Here is a 23,684-nt window from a genome sequence, read left to right on the forward strand (position 1 = left end):
AGCTATTTAACTGAAGATTTCCCTCTTGGTGGCCGCTTCAGGTACAGTTAAGCTCCATTTCTTTAAATTAACTTAGTATATTAATAATTTTCTGTTGAGCATCTTGAGCTTCAGGAATTGGCATAACAACAAACACATGATTCATTTTAGGATATACAAAGGTATTGATTTCAATTTTCTGTTCTGTCAGTTTTTCATCCAGTCTTATTGCATCTGGATATAAACATTCGTGCGTTCCAATAAAATGAGTAATCTTCCCCAGTCCTTTAAAGTCACCGTATATTGGACTGATCAATGAGTCTTTTAAATCTTTATCAGCTGCCCAAATCTTTGTAATGACTTCCATTCCTTCACTAGCTAACATCGGATCCTTTTCTTCATATTCAGCTATAAGAGGATTTTCAAAACTCAAATCTACACATGCTGATAATAAAATAATATCTTTCGGTTGAGGTAAATTGTTCATTTTTAACAGATGAGCTAGGCCAAGTGCTATATTACCGCCTGCCGAATCTCCCATAATCGTTAATTGATTCGAATTTTCAACAGTTGCAAGCATTTCTTTATAGAGGTTTAGCATTTTTGGATACGTATCTTTACAGTTAAAATGAGGTACTTTAGGATAAATAGGAGCAATTATTTTCGCATTCAATGATTGCGCCATTTTATCCAAGAACCACCAGTGAAAATTTAAAGGTTGATTAGTCCAAGCGCCACCATGTAGATAAAGAATAACTTTTTGTTTCGGAGACTCTTGGTCATTTAATGTGAAAACCTGTATGTCCTCGAATGCCTCCTCCTTAACATCACTTAAAAATTGAACATCTTCCCCTATAACATATGGCTTACTATTTTCAGTTCCCATTAACTCAACAAACTGTTTAGTGTTTTCAATACTAGAAAAACTCTTTTTATTACTTTCGGAAGTTAACCATTTTTCAAATTGAACACTTTCTTCAGAACGTTCTCCGTTATAAATGTCTAGACTCATTTTTAATGTTCTCTCCTTATAACATTTTTATTGTTCATCTTGTTCTTTCATAACATGGTATGATTTAAAATAGCCTTATATCGCTTTATTAAAAGTCTTTAACAGGTTGGATAGAATGTCTTCATTGAACGTAGGCGTTAATACTGCATCTATATTTACAGAATAAAGGTTGAATGATGTTTCAAGGTCAAAATAAAAAACCTTTTCTATCTCATAAAAAAAGTGAACATGGGCTTCCATTTCAATTATTATAACAGATGATTTACCAAAACCTTCCTATTAAATACTTGATTGCTATGCTTCTTTTTATAGTAGTTGCTCAAATTCTTTACGTTCCTGTATGTAATCGACTTACTTCCCCTTTAGCTCGAATTTTTATAAAGTTTAAGTAGAGAACATACGTTCTTTGCTCGTGGAATTAGCATTTTTCTTGAAAACATTTTAAAAAGACAACGTGCTAAGTTACTTTTTGTACAGAAAGTGTGTGCGCACTCCCCTCATCATACCGAGATTCATGTTCTTAAGGCCTGTGCTTTTCCTTCTGATTCCAAGTACCACAGACGCCTTTGCTATCAGCTAACCAATGCTTCTGTCTCATCGCTTCTGAAGCTTCCCCCCTATAGTTATTACGTATGCCGAGTGTACAATAAAAAAAGAGACGAATTTCTTCGCCTCTAACCATCTACTCAAAACGATTATCCGTTTTTATAATGATAGCCTCGATTTATTGTTTCATTTATGCCCTAATGTCTTATCTTCCGCTATAAACAAGCAGATTTATGAACTATAACAAAAGTAACGTCAAAAAGTTTGCAACGTCTATAGTCTGTGATTACTCACTTCATGACGTTGCAAACTTAACGGATGACGATCCTTGAACCATATTTTAAACTTATTGTGTTATACGTGTACCTGCTTTTCCGTCTAATGCAGCTACTGCTTGATCGATTGAACAAATGATTGACTCTTTCCCTAATTTTGCAAATTCTATAGCTGCTTGCATTTTTGGTAACATACTACCTGCTGGGAATTGTCCTTCTGCAACATACTGTTCAGCTTCTGCTACTGTAATGTGGCTTAGCTTTTGCTCATTTTCTTTCCCAAAATTAATATAGACATTTGGTACATCTGTTAACATCATGAAAACATCCGCATTCACTTGTTGCGCAAGTTTTAATCCTGAACGATCTTTATCAATGACTGCTTCAATACCTTGTAGTTGACCACTGTCTTCACGATATACAGGTATACCGCCACCACCAGATGAAATAACAATCGTTTCATCAATTAAACGTTTAATTTCATCTATACCATGAATCACTTTTGGTTCTGGTGAAGGGACAACGCGTCTATATCCCCGACCTGCATCTTCTGCCATAGTAAAGCCTTGTTCTTCTAAACGTTGCGCTTCTTCTTCCGAGAAAAATACACCGATTGGTTTAGTCGGATTTTTAAAAGCTTGATCTCCCTTGTCCACTTCAACCATTGTTAGCAATGTCACCACATTTGTAGCAATGCCTCGTTCTTTCATATGGTTTTTTAAAGCTGTCTCCATCATATAACCAATGAAACCTTGTGATTCTGCGTTACAAACATGGATTGGTAGTGGTTCTATAACATTTTTAGCTGCTTCATTTTGGGCAATGATATTTCCTACTTGCGGACCATTGCCGTGTGTAATGACGATGTTATGACCCGCTTCTCGAATTTCCACCATATGGCCTGTTGCCGACACTACGTTTTTGAATTGATTATCATAAGTTGCTTCTTGTTTTGGCTGTAAAATGGCATTACCACCCAAAGCAATAACTACACTTTTCCCCATTTCTTTCACTCCTTAGTTAATGACATGTAAATGCCATATAACGTATCCATCCCGGATGATGATCCTACATCAATAAGCCTGTTCATGCTTTCTGAAGATGGATCATGCTGCAAAGCTGTAATCTTCGAACTAAATAGACCATCTAAAGCACATGTTATAAAACGCTTACTAACAATGGTTGTTAACGGTTCCTCCATTAAAGCTTTTAACGTTTCGAGATGTTTATGTTCTATAAAATGATTAATAAAATGTCCGTACAATATGCCGACCAGTATATCGTCACCAGTTGGTGTCAAACCTTGTCCACGTCCAATAAAATAACGAAATGTCTTCTCAAGATTTTGGGTTGGATCATGTAAACGATTGATCAAAGACAACATACGTGCACGTTGAAAATCTGTTGATTCATAGGATTCAAATGAAATGTATTGAAGATTTTCTTTTAATTGAGTGATATTTGCACGTTCAAAATCCATATTTAAAGGGAGTGTTTTAGAATTCAATAGCATGTCAAAATGCTTATGAGAAAGACGATTATGACGAACTGTTAACGTATCTCCTACTTGAATATTGGTCTTTAACATTTGTTTCGTTTGTGGATCAAGCAATATACCAAACGGAAATGTCCCATTTTCATCGGTACCAGCAAATATCAATTCTCCATCTTGATCAACCATATTTAAACCTTTTTCAAACATACTGTGCACGGTAAAGGTTTTTTCTTCATTCAATAATTGAAGTGCGATTGAACCAACCGCACTTGCTTGTAAAATCATCCTTTAAAGCCTAGCTTTTCAGCATATGCTGTGATAGCTTTCTCAAAACATTCGATTGGCGGATGGACTGTACCGGCACCAATTTGTCCGTAACCCGCAATTTTGTGCGCAATACCTGTGTTAATGACTGGAGTGATCCCTGTTTCAACAACTTTCCGTGCATCAATGCCTAAACATGCGCCTTTAAAGTCCCAAGTTGGGATGACAAAGTTCGGGTTTTCGCTAATACAAATTTCTGTCATTTGATTACTTGTTTCAAGCGCATCATTAAAACCGCCCGAACCAACAAAGCGTGTTACTGCAGGTGCTGCAATCATCGCCATACCTCCGACACCGATTGTTTCTGTAATCGCTGAATCACCGATATCTGTGTTTGCATCTTCTGCTGAGTAACCAGTGAAATATAATCCTTGAGGGGTATTAACAGGACCAGTAAACCATTCGTTTCCCATGCCCGCAATACGGATACCAAAGTTTTCACCGTTTCGGCACATTGCGGTAACAACTGTACCGTGTTCGATTGTACGTGCTGCATCCATCATCGCTTTGCCAGTCGCCATAGCAATATTTAAGAAAAATTGGTCTGTGTCAGCTAAGAATTGGATTACTTCTGTACGTTGATCTTTTTCAACGTCTTCTAATGATGCAATGACTGGAGATAGTTCTTTTAAAAATGCAAGAGACGCTGCAATATTACGCTGGTGGAACTCATCACCCATTGCAATAGCTTTAGCAATCAATACGTTGACGTTCAAGCCTCCATCAAATGTTTTTAAGGCTTTACTTAATACTGGACCTAATACATCTTTCATCCAGTGTAAACGATTGATGACTTGCCCATTGTAAGCGCCAAAGCGTAACACTGCTCCTATCCCTTCGTTCATTTGACAGTACGCTTCGTTACCACTTTCTTTGTTAATAACGACAAGTACTGGCATGTTAGGTGACGTAATACCACCCATTGGTCCAACTGCATTCACATGGTGACATGGAATGAATGTAATCTTATCGTTTTCAAGTAATTCACGTGCATCCTTTTCGTTTTTCGCCCAACCTTCAAAAAGGATAGCGCCAACACAGGAACCTTGCATAGGATCTGTCATGTTTTCATATTTAATTGGAGGTCCAGCATGTAATAACACGTACTCTTCTAATTCAGGAATCACAGATTTAGCAGGTACAACATCCGTTAAAAATGGTGCCGCTGCTATGATCTTCTGGATAACGGCTTCGTTCGCTTCATTTATTGTTTTGTAACCCATTAGATTGTACCTCCTTCATAATAGTTTAAGAATTGAAGTACTTTCATTAACTTCTCATCGCCACCAGCAATTGGACGCCAGTTAAATTGAACACACTCAGAGCCACTGTTTTGAACAGCTTCCGTAAAGCTTTTTAGCCCAATATTGATGACACTTGGTTTCATATTAATGAAGGACATAATTTTCTCATCGACTGCCAAGTTTTCTTCTGTATAATCAAATTTTTGTACATCAACGATTGGTTGTTCCACTGTACCGCCTACAAGTTGGATAGCTGTGCGAACCATTTGGTCGTTTGTCTTACAAATAATTGCACCGCTCTCTTTTAAGATCTCAATTTGTTTCTCATAACCTTGGATGTCCTGTGCTGTACCTACAACCGTTGCAAGCACTGCTAGTTGACGACTATCTTGACGTGCACTATCCAAAATACGTTTAATTGTTGGTGCTAGTTCACTGGCCATATCTTCATGCCCACCGTTACCGATCACGTTATCAATCATAATGACCGCTGTTTCAGGGTCATTGACGGATTTTTCAAGCATTTCGATACGTTTTTCAGGATCAATCATCGGGTGTGGTTTACCTTTTGTATAAACATCATCACCTAAATCGATAATTTCATGATTTTTTGTTTTTAACACATAGCTATCGTTCTGTTCTTCCGTTAATGTATCTTTGAAAGCATCTCTTACTAGCATCGCTGCTTCAGATGCTAATGTACCGCCTGAGTAATAACCTTTAATACCAACTTGTGATTCTTTTAATAAAACGTTTACATGTTCAGCTGTTGTCGGTTCGAAATTCGGTTTGTCCCCATTTGATAATTGGACAGCTACAACTGCAGCTTCTTCTAGTGTATAAGCATGATAGATGTTCTCTTCTTGATAGGATGGTTTGTCACCTAAAAATAGTGTAACAATCGGTTTATCAATATTTCTTAATAAGTTTAATACTTTACGTTGTACTTCCTCTGCAGGTGGTTTGGAGATCACTGTAATTACTTTTACTTTTGGATCTTGATTTAACGCTTTAATGCTATCTAACATCGTGATAGCACCAACTTCTGTCGATAAATCACGTCCACCTGTACCAAGCGCGTTCATCACACCTTTACCATAACGGTCAATAATTGTTGTTACTTCTTGGATCCCTGTACCTGATGCCCCAACAATACCAATATCGCCTTCGTTTACGTTATTTGTAAAGGCAAGAGGGACGCCGTGAATAAGTGCAGTACCACAGTCTGGACCCATCACTAATAACCCTTTTTCATGCGCTTTTTGTTTCAATTTCACTTCGTCTTCTTTCGAAACATTGTCACTGAACATGAATACATGTAAGCCTTCGTTCAATGCGTTTTCCGCTTCCATCGCTGCATATTGACCAGGAATTGAAATTAACGCTAAGTTCGGATTGTTAGCAAGCTCCATTGCACGTTTCCAGTTATGTGCTTCTTGATCTTTAGACGTATTTTGTGAATCTGATTCACCTTTTAAAGCAATCTCTACTTCTTCTTTCACTTCGTCTACTTTTTCTTCTTGATCTGTATCTACAACGATGACAATATCATTTGGCTTAGCTTTTTCTAATTCATCCGTGCCTAAGCCAGAAGATTTAAAAATGTCTTTGTTCGCTGGTGTTCCCATCATGATTGATACTTTGTTTACACCATCAATTGCAGACAACTTGTTGGATAAAAGCATTAACACGATGGAGTCTTTATAAGTGTTTTCTTTTATAATTGTGTATAACATGATGATCCTCCAATTTATTATTCTGCAAATCTATTTTTTCCGTGATAACGATCGAAATGAACATCGTCTGACACAAGGTAGTTATAAATATCGTCTACGATTTCAATACCTTCTTTATCATATTTCGCACTTCTTAATTTACCGCGTTCACCTGGATAATAAATTTCTCCATAGCCCTCTGCAGCTGGTTGCCCCTTTAATTCATCGAGCATCGTGGAAATTTGTCGTTTGAAAGCATCTAAATTTGTGAAATAGGCAGGGTTAATAACAATATGAAGTTGACCTAAGTCGCGCCCTTTTGTTAAGTCTTGATACATGGAAGACACATGCATACCATGAGGGACTCCTAGTAAACTACCTGATAAAATATCCACCATCATCATTAAGCCATACCCTTTTGCACCCGAAATTGGTAAGAGTGCATGAACATCTCTTGCATTCGTAGTTGATGCACCAGTTTCATCTACCGCCCATGTGTCTGGAATCGATTCATTTTTACTTCTTGCGTCTAGGATTTTGCCCCAAGCCTGGACAGTTGTCGCCATATCAAATGTAATGATACGATCATCTGCAGATGGTGCACTAAATGCAATTGGGTTTGTCCCAAAATAAGGTTCAGTTCCGCCAAATGGCACGGCCATAGGATCTGATTGACACATACTAATAGCAACCATATCTTGTTCTGCTGCCATCTCAACAAAATAACCTAACGCACCACTATGTGAGATATTTTTCATACCAACAACGGCAACGCCCGATTGTTTTGCCATGTCAATCGCTTTTTCCATTGCTTGTTTCGCCACTTGGTGACCTGGGCCATTATCTCCACCAAAAACAGCAGAGCATGGACCTGTTTGTTCAAATGTGTAATTTGGATTTGCTGTAATACCGCCTTTTGCGATTCGTTCAGAATAGTATTCAACACGTACGGCACCATGTGAGTGAATGCCTCTATGATCAGCGAATGTTAAAACATCTGAAACATCATGTGCCGCTCCTTCATTTAATCCTGCTTTTATAAACTTTTGTTTCATTAAATTAAATAGTTCTTCCTTCGATACACGCATATTGTCAGCCCCTTCTCTTACATCACTAAAATATTTTGTCAGATTCTACATAAGTGAATTTCTTTTGTAACGGAGATACATAATGAATCTTTCGATAGCTTCAAAGAGTCATTAGGCCTCCTCTTTATAGGTCAATGTCTCGGTTTGCATCTTTAGAATAAATGTATGAGAATGGTTCATCTAAACCAATTGCATAAGTGGCTTGTGGTACATAAGCGCCCATAAAGATATAGTCGCCTTTATCAACTGGCATCCATTCGTTATCTAAGTTATACATTCCTCGCCCACTTAAAACGTACGCACCGTGTTCTTGAACATGTGTTTCAATGTAACCATGTGAAGCACCTGGTTTGAATGAAAGAATATGAATATTCATGTCATATCCGATCTCTTTTGGTAATAAATCTTGGATTAATACTTCTTTCATACCTTCATAAGCTTCTTGTTTAATGTCGTTCACATTACCTGTCACTACATCAGGTGTATGTCCTTTAAGTGGATGCCCTTTTAGTGGTTGATAACGTTTTTTATATAAAAATAAGCGGCTATCTTCACCGTTATTATTATTTTCAAAAGTTAACTGTAAGTGTGGCGGTACATATAAGTATCCACCTGCCGTTAATTCGTATTTTTCACCAGCTGCATAAGCGTTGATTGTGCCATAAATAACGTATACAAACGATTGAATACCATCACCAGCGAAACCAGTTTTATTTCCACCTTCGTTTTTAACCGTTACTAAGTAATCTACGAATCTTGCGCCTAAACGTGGTGATCCTAAGATTGTTACGTCACAATCTTGAAAGCCAGGAACAACATTATTCACTAAACCGTCTGGTGTGATTAATGCGTAATTATCTTTTTTAATGACAGAACGTGTTTCTAATAAACCTTCTCTGTATCCTTGATTAAGATTTAAGTAACCCATAAGTAAGTCCGCTCCTTTTCAATGTTTATTCTTTATAAGCCAGTTCATAAAGTACATCTGCTAATACTTCAATACCTTTCACAAGGTCTTCTATCTTCGTCTCTTCCGTGGTATTGTGACTAATTCCACCAATAGAAGGTACAAACAACATCGCCGTTGGAATATATTGCGCGAAGATTTGTGAGTCATGTCCTGCACCAGATGGCATCACTTTATATTGATCACCTACATTGTTTTTTGCTGCTTGTTCAATAATTTGAACAATTTGTTGATCCATCAAAGTTGGCGCTTCATCCATCCATAAATGAATATCATAAGTCATGCTATTGGCTTCAGCGACTTGTTTAATTTTCTCTTCGATTTCTGTTGCAAAATCATTTAATAGTTGCTGATCGATATGACGACAGTCTATTGAAAATGTAATGTCACCAGGAACTACATTTACTGTGTTTGGTACAGGTACAACATGGCCGAACGTTAACACAAGTGGTTCTCCAATTTCTCTTGCACGCTTTGTTAAATCAGTGACAATTTCACTATAGGCAACAACTGTATCGTGACGTAATGCCATTGGTGTTGTGCCGGCATGGTTTGCTTCCCCTTTTAAGTTGATCGTGTAGCGTTTTTGACCGACGATTCCATTGACAACACCGATTGTTTTGTTTTCTGTCTCTAACACTTTCCCTTGTTCGATATGCATTTCAACAAATGCTTTGATGTCTTTGCGTACGTCAGTAGTTTTACGATAATCAAAGCCTGATTGACGCATCGCATCTTCGAACTTGATACCTTCTGCATCTTCAATTGTGTCAACATCTGATTTTTCCGCTAAGTTAAAGAAGTTTTTACTGCCCCAAAATGCGTAAGGGAATCGGCTACCTTCTTCTTCTGCAAGCGATAATACTTCTAATGATCGTAAAGGTTGACCGTGCTTTTCTTTTAAATATTTCACAGCTACAAGTGCAGATAAGATGCCGAATTGTCCATCTAGATGACCACCTTCAACTACTGTGTCGATATGTGATCCCGATAAAATGGTTTCTTCCGGATATTTACTGCCAACAAGACGCCCAGATAAGTTACCGATATCGTCGAAACGTGCTTCGAACCCTTCTTCTTTGAATGTTGTTTCCAGCTCACGAACGGCATCATTCCATTCTTGGGAATATAAGAGACGTGTAATTCCACCTTGTTCTAAACCACCAAAACTTGTGAATTTTTTATCTAACAACTCAAAAGTCGATTGAATATCCATACCTCTTTCACTCCTTCCTTCTACACTTTTATTATAGGTCCTTCCTCATAACCATTCATTGACACAACGAACAATAATGGAGGGTCGTTTTATGCACTTTAGACAAAAATTTAGTAAGTAGCAAGTAGCCGTGAGGTAAAAAAGAATCCTGTTTGTTGTCGATTATGTAAAGGGACTAAAAAGGCGTTTGAGCGGAGTAAAGTTTACGGAAAAACAAAAACCACATAGTAAATCTATGTAAAAGCGTAGATTTACTATGTGGTATATTCATTATTTACGTCTTTAGAGGATAAACGATAACCCGAGTGTCATGATACATACGAGAAGGAGCAAGCCTAAACTGTATCGTATTGTATATTGAAAGATTTTTGATTCATTACCGGTTTGATTAACAGCTGCCGCTGCAATCGCGATAGATTGTGGTGAAATCAATTTTGCTACGCTTCCTCCAGCCGTATTAGCTGCCATTAACAATGATGGCGAGATTCCGATTTGCGAGCCGGTAACTACCTGCAAGCTGCCAAATAGTGCGTTATTATTCACAACAGATCCCGTGAGAAAGACACCGATCCATCCTAATACTGGACTAACAAATGGGAAGAATTCACCCGTTTTGGCAAGCGCAAGTCCTAGAGAAGTACTAAGCCCAGAGAAGTCAGAAAGATTAGCAAAAGCCATTACAAGTACAATCGTAAAAATCGGTAACCATAGTTCTTTAATCGTGTCACCTAACAAATGAACGGATTGTTTAATGTTTAACGCAGGAAACAGCACACTTGTTAAAATGATGGCCAATAAAATCGCCGTTCCCGTTGCCGAAACAAAATTAATATTTAAGATAGCTTGTATCGAATTTGCTTCTGTTACGATTGGTGGTGTACGCATGATTTGCTCATGTAATCCCGGAATTTTCAAAGCGACAGTCGTAAAATCAAGTGCACCACCATCTACAAATAATTGTTTAAATGCAGGCAAGCTCCAAACGGCAATAACACCAGTGAGTATATAAAATGGTGACCATGCTACCAAAATCTCTTTCATCGAATAGTTTTTTAATTTCCCTGTTAGTTCTACCCCAGGTTCATGGTAAATCGTTTTCGGTTGCCACTTCCTTAAGAATAAGGCTAAAACCACCATACTAACTAAAGAAGGAATAATATTCGCAAGCTCCGGCCCAATCGTAGCAATCGTCAGAAGATGAAGCACTGAATAGACACTACTGACGACAAAAATAGCTGGGAATATTTCTTTTATTCCTTTGATACCATCTAAAATAAAGATGAGGAGAAAAGGTACGACAAATGAAATCAAAGGTAAAAGATAGGCTGTCATTCTTGACAGTTCTAACGTTTCCAACCCACCTACTTCAGCACCAGTAATGACTGGAATTCCAACTGTACCAAATGCACCTGTAGAGGCATTGGCGATAAGACAAAGTCCAGCAGCTTTAATCGGTTTAAAACCAAGCGTCACAAGTAAGGCTGCGCATATAGCGATTGGAACACCTAATCCTGCCGCTCCTTCCAAGAAGGCATTAAAACAGAAGCCAATGAGCAATAATTGAAGTCGTTGATCCTCGGTAATATTCGCTATACTACCACGTACGATCTCAAATTTTCCGGTTTGCACAGAAATTTTGTACAACCAAACAGCCATAATGACGATATAACCAATAGGCCACAGCGCTTTGCCTGTTCCGAGAAGAATGGCTCCAAACGCTTTAGTAATCGGCATATCGAAGACTCCGACTGTAATAATAATGGTAGCACCTAAAGTTAAGGCTGCTGCATAAATCCCTTTTAATTTAAAAATTGTTAAACTAAGTAGAAATAGGAGTATAGGAAGAAAGGCAATGATCCCACTCACTATTTCGTTTCCAAGTGGATTGTATTGTTGATCCCACATCGTTGTCACTTCTTTCAAAAGTAGTTATTTCTATCATGGTTTAGTGGAGCAAAGGTGAATTTCTTTGTTCAAGCTACTTTAGCATGCTATCCTTGTTGTAAACCGCTTTTCAAAAACAAAGCTTTACATAGAATATTTTGAACTAGTTCAAGCATATGAATCTCCTTTACTATTTCGAAATAAAGGATTATACGTATAATAACCTTCTAAAATAGTATACAATCAGGGGGATAGCTTATCCTTGTAGCATCTTACATATTTAATTTATATTTTGGCTTTTTCTAACAAAGATAAAGGAGATGATTCTTGTGACAACATTAAAAGAAATTATGTCTGTCCAACAATTTTCTGATTTAATATTGTTAAATGATGAGGGCGATTTAGAAAGAGAAGTAGAAATGGTCGATATTACGGAAACGCCTGATATTAAAAATTTCACAGCACCACACTCATTTATCGTCACGACGGGTATGTGTTATCAACACGACCAATCAGGATTAATAGATCTCATTCGAGAATTAAATGAGATACAAGTAGCCGGCATAGGAGTTAAGTTATCGCGCTTTTTAGAAAAGATCGACGATGAAGTAATAGAATTTGCAAATGAGTTGAAATTTCCAATTATTAGAATCCCAGATAGTTGGAATCTTGGATCTATTACGCATCATATATCATCCTATATATTGGATGAAGAAACTGAAAAGTTATATTTTGCATTAGATATCCAACAAGAATTAAATACAATGCTTATGAGAGGTTTGAGCTTGGAAATGATGATTGAACGTATGAGCAGACTCCTCAGAGTCCCGGTGATGCTCTTAAATCCTTTCCATCAAATTAAATCGATGAGCCATCACTTCCACGAACACTCAGAGCAAGTTCAAAAAAATCTTAGTTACTTCAAAAGATGTGTTAATTCCAACCAAATTACACCTAATAATAAAGCATCTTTCCAAGAAGAACATATTATTTTTGAAGTTCCAGCATTTAAATATTTTCCGTATTATTTGATGGTCTCAAATGTCAATACGCTTACTTATCCATTTAGTTTGCTTGCCATAGAACAAGCTGTAAATACACTCAGTCTCGCCATTTATAAAAATAGTAAAATCAAAGAAGCGGAACAACAAGATGTAAACCGATTTTTCGAAACACTGATGTCTGAACATCCTGATAATCTTATTTCTGTCAAGCAGCACCCTGAGTTTTTAAAAAAGCACCTAATCCAACCATCCAATTTCTATCAAGTGATCGTTTGTGCGATTGATCAAGAAAGAGATGTGGAAAATAATATTTATTTGAATGAACGCTATCAAATGACCTTTGAATGGCTAACGCATAAGTTGACGGATATAGACCCTTCTATCAGTGTCTATATGTCTCCAGGAAATCATCGGTTTACGATACTCTTACAAACGAAACATCAACATTATTTAGATTACTGCAAATATATCCAAAAAGAGTATCAAAAACTTTTTAATAGTACTCTTTCTTTCGGTATAGGGAATGAAGTCACTGAATTCTCACAGTTACCACTCTCTTATTTCGAAGCGAATGAAGCTTTTGATCATAAGTCAGAAGGTGGGAAAGTTGAATTTATAGAACTCTATAAATCTAAAAGTGTAGAAGAATTATTACAACTTATTCCTGCCAATAAATTAAAGCCGTTTATCACGTATACGCTAGGTTCATTAGCCTATCCGAAAACGACGAAGGAAAAAGAACTAAAACATACATTGAAAATTTATTTGGCGAACCATTGTGATCTTACGAAAACTTCAGAGGATATATTTATTCATCGGAATACGGTCAAATATCGGATTAAAAAATGTGAAGAGATTTTAGGTCAGCCTATCGAAGCGCCTGACATTTCACTGGATTTACGATTAGCATTATTTGCATCAGAGAAAGTAAATTTTTAAACTAAAAAATCCCGCTAAAAAGCTGTTATGCATGCTTTTAGCGGGATTCTTTTTGCCTATTTTATCGGAACACTTGCTTCCCACCTCAATTATGAGCAAGCAAATGGTGTAGGTCCTACTCACGATGTTATCATGAAACCGGCGCTTATTCGATTGAATCCACATATACGTTTAAATGAATTCTCTGTTAGGAACCCCTTTAATTGATGAAATGGAGCTGCTTTAACAACCGTTCCAAAAGCATCACCGCTTCCACCCAGGTCGTGCAAATTGATAGCGCTGCGCACCTGAGCCTACTTAGCCCCATCTGATGCGCATGACTCCGGCTGGTTGCCATTCAGTAAGCGCGTGTCAATTTCGACGAGCCGTACGCTCTATGCCATCAACGATCACTTTGTACAGTTGGTGCGGCAGGTCGTGCCCCATGCCATCAACCAACATAAGCTCGGCGCCCGGGATGGCAGAAGCAGCGTCCTCGCCACATGCCTGGACGAACAGAGGATCCTCCACCCCATGAATGACAAGTACTGGTACTTTTATGGTCGCCAGGCGCGGACGACGGTCACCGGAGACAGCCATAGCAGCAATTTGTCGTCCGGCACTACCTGGATCGTAGGCTCGCTGGACTTCCTCCAGTATGAGCGCCCGATAAGTATCCTCTTCAAACGGATAGCCGGTGCCGGCGATACGTTTGGCAAAAGATAGACTGTGCGTCAAAAATCCTGCTTCATCCTCAAATGGGTTCGGCGCCGGTTTAGTCATCATCGCCATGACATCTGGGGCAGTTGGCGGAAGGGCGGGATTACCGGAACTGGACATAATGGATGTGAGCGATAATACTCGTTCAGGGTACTCACTAGCTGCAATCTGGGCGATCATTCCGCCCATTGACCTGCCAACGAAATGTGCCTGGTCAATTGACAGGGCGTCAAGTAGTCCGATAGCGTCGTTGGACATGTCATCGAGAGTGTAAGGGATGTCCGGTTGCTGGCCAGACATGAGAGAAGTGGCTAGTGCGTCAAAAATCCAACGTCGGATAATGGCTAAAGTGCGTTGAGCAACCTACGTCGCGATTGTCAAAGCGGATTACGCGAAAGCCCCGCGCCGCTAATATCCGACAAAACGAATCCGTCCATCGAATCATCTGGGTTCCCAGCCCGGCGATTAGAATAATAGCCTCGTCATTTTCGTTACCGAAACTGTCATAGGCCAAATCGACGTCGTTAACTTTTAGAATTTTCATAATCATGATCTCCTCCTTTTATTTTGATATCTTAAGTTCTGTCATAGGCATACGGCGTGAATCTTCAATCGCTGCAGTACGATGACCGATACCCGCCATGTAATCCTGATGACTAAAAAAACAAGAAGCAACTGCGCGCCGCTCTGGCGAATAATCATCATGACAAGATCCCATCTTTCGTCTTCGGGTCCAATAAGATACTCACCAACATCGCCAAGAAACATCACTTCACCTCGGCATTCACGCCAGAAATGGAAGGTGTGCTCAATATAGCAGTTGAAAGCTTCGGCACCATTAGTTGGGACCTCCGGCGTTAGCTCAGAATGGGCTGTGTAATCGGCAAGTTTCTTGTCATCGCTGTCATTATAAACGGATAGTATCCATTTCAAAACTACCAATCTATAACAAACATTATATTATTACGTTTGTTAATAATCAAACGTTTTTAATTTACGTTTATTTTTTCTAAAACGACGCGGTGATGCAAAAAAGCAATTGAAACAAATTCAATCGCTTAGAAACGAGAAAATAAAATTTATAAAGCTAGCTAAAATGTAATTGAATACATCAATAACCCCTATTACCTCCAAGTAGTTTTATAGCTTCGCTTGTTATACGAGATCTAAGTCCCAACCAGCCTCAAACATATTTTACAAGTAGGGGGTGAACAGTTTAGGTGACGGGCTCAATGTCCCACCCCTTACGTTCTCCCCTGGCTACTGATAGATTAAATCTAAATAAAAAAGTTCAACCAGAAAGTTCTGGCTGAACTATATAATACGAATTTTATTGTCCCATAATATTTCGAACAAACAAGTGCTTATTTTTATGAGCAATTGTACTTACTATCGCAAGCAATAGCCCCGAAATAACAAATACAATTCTAACCCCTAACAAATCTGCTAATACTCCCATAACAAGAGAACCAACGCCAAAAATCCCAGTTCCGATAGCACCTAATGAAGTATAAACAGTTGACAACTGTTCTTTCGACACACTAGTTTGTATAACTGTTTGTTGAGGAATGGTTTTAATTTGTCCAAAAAGCCCTACACAAAATGATAAAAGTAAGGAAATCATTGGAATGCTGTTGATGCTAAATAATATTGTGAATAAGAAACTTGCGAAAGAACCGACAAAAATAAAGGTTCCTATTTTCTTTTCAACAAAAGACGAAAATTTAATACAATAAGCACTTCCTAAAATCAGACCTAAAAAGTTAGCTCCATTGATAAATCCCCACCATTTTTCATCAACGTTCAATGCATCGTTGACAAACACATATAAAATAGCAGCTATCCAAACAGTTGCTGCAATTGTTTCCAAAAATTCTATCCAAGCAATCTTTTTTAATACTGGCGTGTTAGATAAGGTTTTCCAACCCTCTTTAATCTTTTCTAGTTTCCCTTTTAACTCGGTTGTTTCATGGTTTACACTTTCTAAAAGGCAAAGTATAATGCTTGCAATTACAAATAAACATCCAACTAACCAAATAAGTTGTTGAGAACTCATAATAATTAGCAATGAACTTCCTACGAACCACATACCTGCTTGTATGACCTGCGTAACAGTTTCTGAAATGCCATTAGCTTGAATTAGATGTTCAGGTTTAACATAGTATGGAGTCAATGTCTGTCTTATTGGATTTGCACATCCGTCAAAAAAAGCAATCAATCCTATTATTAAAAAGATAATATAATAATTAGCTGCTGTTAAACCAATTAACATAAACCCTAGAATAAAGAGTAAAATCGTCTTTACAATTTGTGACCCCGCAAGTAACCATTTAAGATTTAATTTCTCAACCAAAAGAGGTGTCAGCAGACTAGATATAAACATGGAAGAAGCAATCGTAAATGGTACAAACGATGAAGCAGTTGCAGAACCTGTTAACAAAAAAATTGTACTTATAACACTGACTATATATAATACATCGCCTATATTAGCGAGTGACTGACCCAATAGTAATATAGAAAAATTTCTATTCAATTTCATTATATATCCCCCGATATTTCATTCGAATTTTGGCTTAATGGGGGAATATCAGATTGGACTATTCATGAAAAATTTGCCTCCTATCGTATATCGGACAAATCTGGGGGATATAGATTTATCACAAGTTTTGTATCATCCATAAATATTTATTTGAATTATAGCATTTTTTTCAAAATATCACACTTCCATTGTAATTATTATCCATTTATTATTTCCCTTACGATTCTATTATTTTCATTCAGTTTCTTCTGAAAATAAGTGACGAGGATTTGTTCCTTGTTACTATTGCCTAATCCAGTTGTTATATCGAACTCGGATTGCAAGGGGGTGTACAATTCATGTTTTATATAAATCTAGAGCATTAGCTTCTTCATGTGTAAGACCTCGATAATTCCGCTGTCTTTAGACAGCAATTACAAAACTACCTATCAGCGAGAGATGTATTAAATCCCTACAGATAGGTAGCCATTTACTTTATTCATTAGTTAGGGGATTGATTGTTTTCTTCTCTTTCAACATCACGACAAGGAAGAATAATATCGCTGCTACTGCAAGAAGTACTGCTGCAATATAGAATGCTAATACTTTCGAGCCAGTAATATCACCAATATAACCAGTAAGAGTTGGCGCAACAACGGATGAACTCATTCCAAAGAAGTTAAAGAAACCTAGTGCTTTAGCAACTTTGTCGGAAGAAACTGAATCAGTTACATATGTGATTAAAACTGGATCAATGGCAAGTTTACCTAATAAGCCATATAAGATGAGTGCAACATATAGCACAGCTGGGTTAGGTGCAAAGACAGTTAAACTAATGGTTACGGCTGCACCGATTAATAAGAAGAAAATCAGTTTCAGACGCATATGTGCATTATTGTCAATATACTTAGAAAAGATCAATGCACCAGGTACTGCTGTGACTGCCACTAAAGCAGCTACATATCCTACTGAGCCTTGCTCAAATCCTTTTTCTGCGACAAGGAAAGAAGGTAACCATGTCACAATCATGTAATAACCATAACATGTTGCAAAATAGACAAAATAAACAACTAATTTTTTTGGCGAGAATAAATCTATGCCTTGAGATTTTGTGTCTTGCGTTGTAGTTTTCTGATCTTCAGCTGTTTCATTTGTAGCTGTTTTTTTATCTTGTTTAACAAATAACACAAACACAAATGTTACAGCTACTATTAAGACAGAAGTAATATACAGCATGTAATTCCATTTGATTTCAAGACCACCTACTAAAACAGATGAGCCTACTAGACCAATGACCATACCTAATGCTGCACCACTGTTGATGATCGCATTTGAAAAGCTTTTCTTATCTTTAGGCATATGTTTAGCTGATAAGGAGAACGCTGCACCATAGTATGAACCAGTCGAAAGACCTGCCAATAAGGCGCCTATATAAACTTGAGTGATTGTCGAGCTTGTCCCAATGACGAATGCTGCTATCGCAAAAATGATAAACGCAGGGATTAATACTCGCTTTTGACCAAATTTATCAACGAGTATTCCTGATGGAATTTGCATACCTGTATAGGCAAAGAAATAAATAGAAGCAACAAGTCCTACTTGTGTATCACTAATATTCCCTAACGATTCTTGAATTTGTGGATATATGGGCGTAAGTATTGTACGATAAATCCAAATAACTACCCAACCTAAACACAGTGCAACAATTATTTTTTTGTAATAATTCGGGTCATTTTTAACTGTTTGTCCCATAATATGACACTCCTATTTTTCGTTTTTTTACTTATGTATTGCTTAAGTTAATTTTAGGTTATGAGTAAGTAAATAACATTGTTCACTTTTAACAAAAACAGAAACAGATTTGCACATTTTGGACAAAAGCTTATACTTAAACTATTTATAAAAGTATGACTTATGATATTCTCGCTAGCCGATCTCTACCTAGTACTTTTGCACCTTCGAAAACTCTCTGTATAGCAAGGAAGGTGCAAAAAAACAAAAATAAGCCCGACACCCTTAAGGTTATCGGACTGACCTATATCTACAGTGCAACACATTATCTCAAATTCTATTTAATGTAATATAAAGTTTTTCTGAGGTGTGACAATCTTTATTAATGATCCCACGAAAGATTCCCCTTTGTAGGTATGTCTTCTACAAGGGGGATTCTTTCTTTTTTTAATATGAAAACTAGTTAATCAACAGACGTGCTATTTAACTTAATGATGTTAATGCGGGATAAAGCCGATTGGTGTTGGACCTGCAATCCCTAACATAACAAAATCTTTATCAGAATTATTAGTCATTCCGTGCTTTTCACCCGCACGTGCAACAACAACATCACCAGCTTTAATTTGAACCATTTCACCACACTCTGGATAAAAATCTGCTGTTCCTTCTACAACAATCCAAATATCATCAGCTTTCTTGTGCGAGTGAATTGGCAAATCTTGTCCTGGACGCATACACCAAACAGCTCCTACAGTATTAGGTGTTTCATAGAAAATATGTTTTGTCGCTTCTTCTTCTCTAAACTCTTGAATATCTGGCCAATGGAAAATACGGTTTTTCAAATCATTTCTTGCTATTTTTTTTAATGTCATTGTATTTTCTCCTTGTTTCAAATTTCAAACATTACCATACCCAAATGATTTAGCGTGTATCAGACAACGAATAAAAACTTATCGGATTTGCAAGAAAAATATCAAGGAATTATCTTTTAATAATATTTTGAGGTTTACCCTCTAAAAATGCAATCGTGTTATCGAATGCAATTCTAGCACGCAATTCCATCGCTTCATTAGTAAGGAAACCTACGTGTGGTGATAAAATTACATTTTTAGCGTGTAATAGTTTGTAGTCTTCAGGGATAGGTGGTTCCATATCAAATACGTCAATACCCGCTCCTGCAATTCGCCCTTCATTTAATGCATCCGCTAATGCATCATTATCAACAATCGGGCCTCGTGCGCAGTTGATTAAAATAGCTGATTCCTTCATTAATTCTAATTTTTCTTTAGAGATTAATCCCTTTGTGCTTGGTAGTAACGGAATATGTAATGACACAATATCAGATTGTGTTAATACCTCATCTAATTCCATATATTCGATGCCTAAAGCTTCAGCTTCTGGATTTCTTCGGGATTGGTCTGCAGCCACTATTTTTGCGCCGAATGCTTTAAACAAATGAGCCGTCATCATGCCAATTTTACCTGTACCAATTAAACCAACTGTTTTCCCTTTAATTTCACTACCTTGGAATGCTCCTGGGAAATTAGCGACACGAATCTCTTTATCTCCCTGAGTGATATGACGATACACATCTAATACTAAACCAATTGTTAATTCAGCAACTGCTTGATTTGCATATCCAGCAGCATTACATATCATGATATCCTGGTTTTTAGCTTGAGCAATCCCTACATGATCAACACCAGTAAAGGCAACATTGATTAATTTTACAAGGTCATTTTGATCAATGACTTCTGTAGGATAAGGATTATTAGCAATCATAATAACATCTGCACCTTCACTACGTCTTGCTAATTCTGCCCAATCCGTTGTTTTCTCGTTGTAATAAACAAATTCATGACCGCCCTGTTTAATTGGTTTCGCTAATTTTTCAATGATCGAATCCGAAACATTTAATGGTTCTAATAATTTTACTAACATGTAATCATTTCCTTCCTATTATTTTGTAATACGTCTGTTGATTAACTAGTTTCCATAGTTTTAAAAAAGAAAGATTCACACAAGAAGAAGCGGATGTAACCTCAGTTTATTGTTTTGTATGTTTTGCACAATAAAATGCGGTATTTTCATTTATCACACTCCTGTTTTTTCTTATTTTTTTACGGTAATTCCTTAATGCAATTGTAGAATATGTGCTATTAAATAACATTGTTCACTTTCAACAAAATCAGAAACAACATTACATATTTTTGACAAAAGCTAATAAGTAAATGAACGATGAAATCATGCTTTATCTACCTTATGAGTATTTTCTCTTTCCGCTCTCTGCGCGGTATTATTGTATGTACATACAATAAAAAAGCCCACCTACCTGTAAGGTTAACGGACTGATTCGATCTATAAAGGAGTGCTAAAGTTTCGAGAAAATCAATATGAAGATTTATATATCCACCATACTTTCAGCTAATATAGTATTGATGATATGAGTTGGACGAGATCGATCCTGAGAGGAAATAGTAAGAACCCCACTTTCAAAAATAAGAGTGGGGTTTGTATCTACAGTCTTAAAGTCTAATTATGATCGCAATTCGACGTGAGTTATCTTCTTAAGCGTTGCAAGCTCACGATTCCTTTCATAGATGTTTATGGAAGATATCGTATAGATGGCGCCAAAGGACAGTATGATGGCACTTGTGATGAACATGATCGACTTAAAGATGTTTCCATTGCGATTAATACCGTTATATCTCGGCATAATTTTGTCCAAAATCGGCCGAGAGCAGTTACATCTTTCTAATAATATATAAGTCGATAGAATCAAATATATACATGTTTGAAAAAAAATACATTTTAAATCCTACTTTTTACATTGAAGCTTTATATCGTTTCTTTTTTAGTTTACATAATAAAATTATCATATAAAAAGGTATGTATGAGCGATGTTGGTGGCTTTTTCATCACCAGCTTACCTAAAGTCTTAAAAGCAGTTTACTTGTTCTACCTGTTCTTTCTTTAAATTATCCATAAAAAAAGCCACTCCAATTGCGATTAGTTACGTCACACGAAGCGGTTTACTTTTCTTCAATTCGTACAACTATCATACACGAAGAAGACTATTGTAATTTTTGCAAAAAACAGTTAATTCAATTAACAATATGGTATACTTTTCCTTATTAAGAAAGGAGGCACAAGTCCAATGGTAAAAAAATAAAATGGGAAAATCTCAAATTATTTTATATTTTTTAAAATACACATGTAGATTTTCTCTTTCATAGCATGAATATCTAAAGTAGAGGAGAAATAACATGTTAAATAAATTAAGTGATACTATTTATTATTTATCAAATCAAGATGATAGAGAACGACCAACATTAGGATTGGTGTGTGGTGAGCATTTTAGTCTAATTATAGATTCTGGCAATTCAACTCAACATGCTAAAGATTTTTTACAAGAAATCAAGAAACTAAATGTACCACCTATCAAGTATTTGGTCATTACCCATGCACATTGGGATCACTTTCTTGGTATGAATGAATTTGATGCAACTGTTATCGTTAATAGTCAAACAAACAAGCAATTAAAAAAATGGCAAAGTTTTAGGTTCGATGATAATTCCCTTCAGAAGTATGTGAATACTAATCAGATGAGTGCTAAGTGTATGGAGATTATACAAACTGAAATACCAAATAGAGATAGTTTTAAATTGAACTCTCCAAATGTAATCTTTGAAAATGCATTAACCATCGATTTAGGTAATAAAGTTTGTATAATTGAAAGAATCAAAAGTACTCATACAGACGACTCTACAATTATTTATATTCCTGATGAAAAGGTTGTTTTTTTAGGTGATGCTGCCTATGGTACAACCACCAATTCTCTTTTTCATTTCAAGCAATCAATGTTATTGCCTATGATAAAAGACAGTCAAAAATATGATGCTGAAATGTTCCTGCTTGGTCATGAATCAATCTGTGATTCTGATGAAATGAATATTTATTGGGAAGAGTTAACAACCGCAAGTCGAGCTGTAAAATCCACCTCACTAGAAAATGCTATTGAGTGTTTTAAGGTAGAAAATAAAAGGGACCCTAATGATAATGAATTATTTTTCATACAGGCATTTGTTAATGATCATATAGTGCAATCATAATGATTCTATAAAATTAGTAGTCATTTCATTTAAATAAAATGACGTGGCTAAAAAATAACTCAGAAGTTCCTTCGAACCCCTGAGTTATTTTTTTTATTTAGTTAAAGCCTTCATATCTGCCACTATCGTCTCAACTGGTACATCTGTAGTACCGTTATAATCCTTCACAACTATACCATCAGCATTCACTAAGTAATAACTTGCCATATGTGTGACTTGATCAGAATTCGGATCATTCATGACTAATGAATTAAACGATTTCTTAGCAAACTGTTCAATATACTTTTGATCATAGCCAGTTAGTAGTTGCCATTTACTTGCATCGGGCACGGAATACGTTTTTAAATAATTTGTTAACACTTCTGGCTTATCAACTTGAGGATCCACACTAAAGGCTACAATTTCATAGTCTTCCACACCTTTATCCTGAAGTGCCTTTTGCACCTCTGTCATGTTATACGTCATTGGTGGACAAATGGAATTACAATTAGTAAAGATGAACATCGCTAACCATGGCTTGCCTTTTAAATCATTCAGGCTAACTGGTTCATTTTTTTGATTTGTAACCGAAAATTCCTGTACTTCTATGTTCATTTCTGGCTCAAATTTATAGCTTCCGCAAGCGGTAAGTATGGTACTTAATGTTAGTATCAAAACGAGCATGACACTTTTCTTTTTCATTTTATTGCCCACTTCCCTTCAATTTACCATCATTGTTTATTGTATAAATTATAGTTATTGAATACAAGATATGAGTTTATTCTTTCATTTTTTTATGTCCATTACATGAATGTTGTAAAATTTTAGTATAATTAACACCACCTATATTCCAGACAATTCACACTTTTTTAATAATTTTTCAAAGCTGTTTTTTTACTATTTCGGTTATTTCCCAAAGGGGCCAACTGTTTGTTATATAACAAAGATTTATTGCTT

General features: G+C 36.6%; 19 protein-coding genes. 2 read left to right on the forward strand and 17 right to left on the reverse strand.

Annotation, left to right across the window (positions count from 1 at the left end; translation table 11 throughout):
* Positions 1–67: 67 nt before the first annotated feature.
* From ACQKMI_RS11730 to ACQKMI_RS11770, 9 genes are all read right to left on the reverse strand, one after another.
* Positions 68–991, reverse strand: coding sequence for an alpha/beta hydrolase fold domain-containing protein (locus ACQKMI_RS11730; RefSeq protein ID WP_427489034.1), 924 nt, complete (start codon positions 989–991; stop codon positions 68–70).
* 892 nt (positions 992–1,883) lie between these two features.
* Positions 1,884–2,816 carry a carbamate kinase gene (arcC, locus tag ACQKMI_RS11735; RefSeq protein ID WP_427489036.1) on the reverse strand — a complete coding sequence of 311 codons (933 nt, stop codon included), beginning with the start codon at positions 2,814–2,816 and terminating at the stop codon, positions 1,884–1,886.
* A gap of 5 nt (positions 2,817–2,821) precedes the next feature.
* On the reverse strand, positions 2,822–3,592 hold the full coding sequence (locus ACQKMI_RS11740; RefSeq protein WP_427489038.1) for a DUF2877 domain-containing protein: 771 nt from the start codon (positions 3,590–3,592) through the stop codon (positions 2,822–2,824).
* Positions 3,589–4,854: a DUF1116 domain-containing protein gene (locus ACQKMI_RS11745; RefSeq protein WP_427489040.1), complete on the reverse strand. Its 1,266-nt coding sequence runs from the start codon at positions 4,852–4,854 to the stop codon at positions 3,589–3,591. Before ACQKMI_RS11745 ends, ACQKMI_RS11740 begins: the two co-directional genes overlap by 4 nt.
* The gene (locus tag ACQKMI_RS11750; protein ID WP_427489042.1) at positions 4,854–6,611 is read right to left on the reverse strand and encodes an acyl-CoA synthetase FdrA; all 1,758 of its coding nucleotides are present in this window, start codon (positions 6,609–6,611) and stop codon (positions 4,854–4,856) included. Before ACQKMI_RS11750 ends, ACQKMI_RS11745 begins: the two co-directional genes overlap by 1 nt.
* A gap of 17 nt (positions 6,612–6,628) precedes the next feature.
* Complete coding sequence (allD, locus tag ACQKMI_RS11755) at positions 6,629–7,678, reverse strand: ureidoglycolate dehydrogenase (RefSeq protein ID WP_427489044.1); 1,050 nt, start codon at positions 7,676–7,678, stop codon at positions 6,629–6,631.
* Between the two features lie 124 nt (positions 7,679–7,802).
* Positions 7,803–8,606, reverse strand: coding sequence for a (S)-ureidoglycine aminohydrolase (allE, locus tag ACQKMI_RS11760; protein WP_427489047.1), 804 nt, complete (start codon positions 8,604–8,606; stop codon positions 7,803–7,805).
* 25 nt (positions 8,607–8,631) lie between these two features.
* A complete protein-coding gene (gene allC / locus ACQKMI_RS11765; protein ID WP_427489049.1) occupies positions 8,632–9,861 on the reverse strand; it encodes an allantoate deiminase in 1,230 nt (409 codons plus the stop codon).
* A 282-nt stretch (positions 9,862–10,143) separates the two neighbouring features.
* Positions 10,144–11,766, reverse strand: a complete 1,623-nt coding sequence (locus ACQKMI_RS11770) for a lactate permease LctP family transporter (RefSeq protein WP_427489330.1) — start codon at positions 11,764–11,766, stop codon at positions 10,144–10,146.
* Between the two features lie 308 nt (positions 11,767–12,074).
* Between ACQKMI_RS11770 and ACQKMI_RS11775 the strand changes: the two genes are divergently transcribed.
* Entirely contained in the window at positions 12,075–13,688 is a 1,614-nt protein-coding gene (locus tag ACQKMI_RS11775; protein ID WP_427489051.1) for a PucR family transcriptional regulator, read from the forward strand.
* A gap of 351 nt (positions 13,689–14,039) precedes the next feature.
* Here ACQKMI_RS11775 and ACQKMI_RS11780 read toward each other — a convergent pair whose 3' ends face one another.
* From ACQKMI_RS11780 to ACQKMI_RS11810, 7 genes are all read right to left on the reverse strand, one after another.
* Complete coding sequence (locus ACQKMI_RS11780; RefSeq protein ID WP_427489053.1) at positions 14,040–14,687, reverse strand: alpha/beta fold hydrolase; 648 nt, start codon at positions 14,685–14,687, stop codon at positions 14,040–14,042.
* Between the two features lie 19 nt (positions 14,688–14,706).
* Positions 14,707–14,937: an alpha/beta fold hydrolase gene (locus ACQKMI_RS11785; RefSeq protein ID WP_427489055.1), complete on the reverse strand. Its 231-nt coding sequence runs from the start codon at positions 14,935–14,937 to the stop codon at positions 14,707–14,709.
* A gap of 35 nt (positions 14,938–14,972) precedes the next feature.
* Complete coding sequence (locus ACQKMI_RS11790) at positions 14,973–15,320, reverse strand: hypothetical protein (RefSeq protein ID WP_427489057.1); 348 nt, start codon at positions 15,318–15,320, stop codon at positions 14,973–14,975.
* Positions 15,321–15,717: 397 nt separating this feature from the next.
* A complete protein-coding gene (locus ACQKMI_RS11795) occupies positions 15,718–16,926 on the reverse strand; it encodes an MFS transporter (protein ID WP_427489059.1) in 1,209 nt (402 codons plus the stop codon).
* Between the two features lie 474 nt (positions 16,927–17,400).
* A complete protein-coding gene (locus ACQKMI_RS11800) occupies positions 17,401–18,657 on the reverse strand; it encodes an MFS transporter (protein ID WP_427489061.1) in 1,257 nt (418 codons plus the stop codon).
* Positions 18,658–19,133: 476 nt separating this feature from the next.
* The gene (locus tag ACQKMI_RS11805; protein ID WP_427489063.1) at positions 19,134–19,508 is read right to left on the reverse strand and encodes a cupin domain-containing protein; all 375 of its coding nucleotides are present in this window, start codon (positions 19,506–19,508) and stop codon (positions 19,134–19,136) included.
* A 109-nt stretch (positions 19,509–19,617) separates the two neighbouring features.
* Entirely contained in the window at positions 19,618–20,577 is a 960-nt protein-coding gene (locus ACQKMI_RS11810) for a 2-hydroxyacid dehydrogenase (protein ID WP_427489064.1), read from the reverse strand.
* Positions 20,578–21,902: 1,325 nt separating this feature from the next.
* On the opposite strand from ACQKMI_RS11810, the gene ACQKMI_RS11815 reads away from it, so the two are divergent.
* A complete protein-coding gene (locus ACQKMI_RS11815; RefSeq protein ID WP_427489066.1) occupies positions 21,903–22,748 on the forward strand; it encodes an MBL fold metallo-hydrolase in 846 nt (281 codons plus the stop codon).
* A 93-nt stretch (positions 22,749–22,841) separates the two neighbouring features.
* On the opposite strand, the gene ACQKMI_RS11820 is transcribed toward ACQKMI_RS11815, so the two are convergent.
* The gene (locus ACQKMI_RS11820; protein ID WP_427489068.1) at positions 22,842–23,429 is read right to left on the reverse strand and encodes an SCO family protein; all 588 of its coding nucleotides are present in this window, start codon (positions 23,427–23,429) and stop codon (positions 22,842–22,844) included.
* Positions 23,430–23,684 lie beyond the last annotated feature (255 nt).

The organism is Lysinibacillus sp. NPDC097214 (assembly GCF_050277945.1).
Taxonomy (GTDB): Bacteria; Bacillota; Bacilli; order Bacillales_A; family Planococcaceae; genus Lysinibacillus; species Lysinibacillus xylanilyticus_B.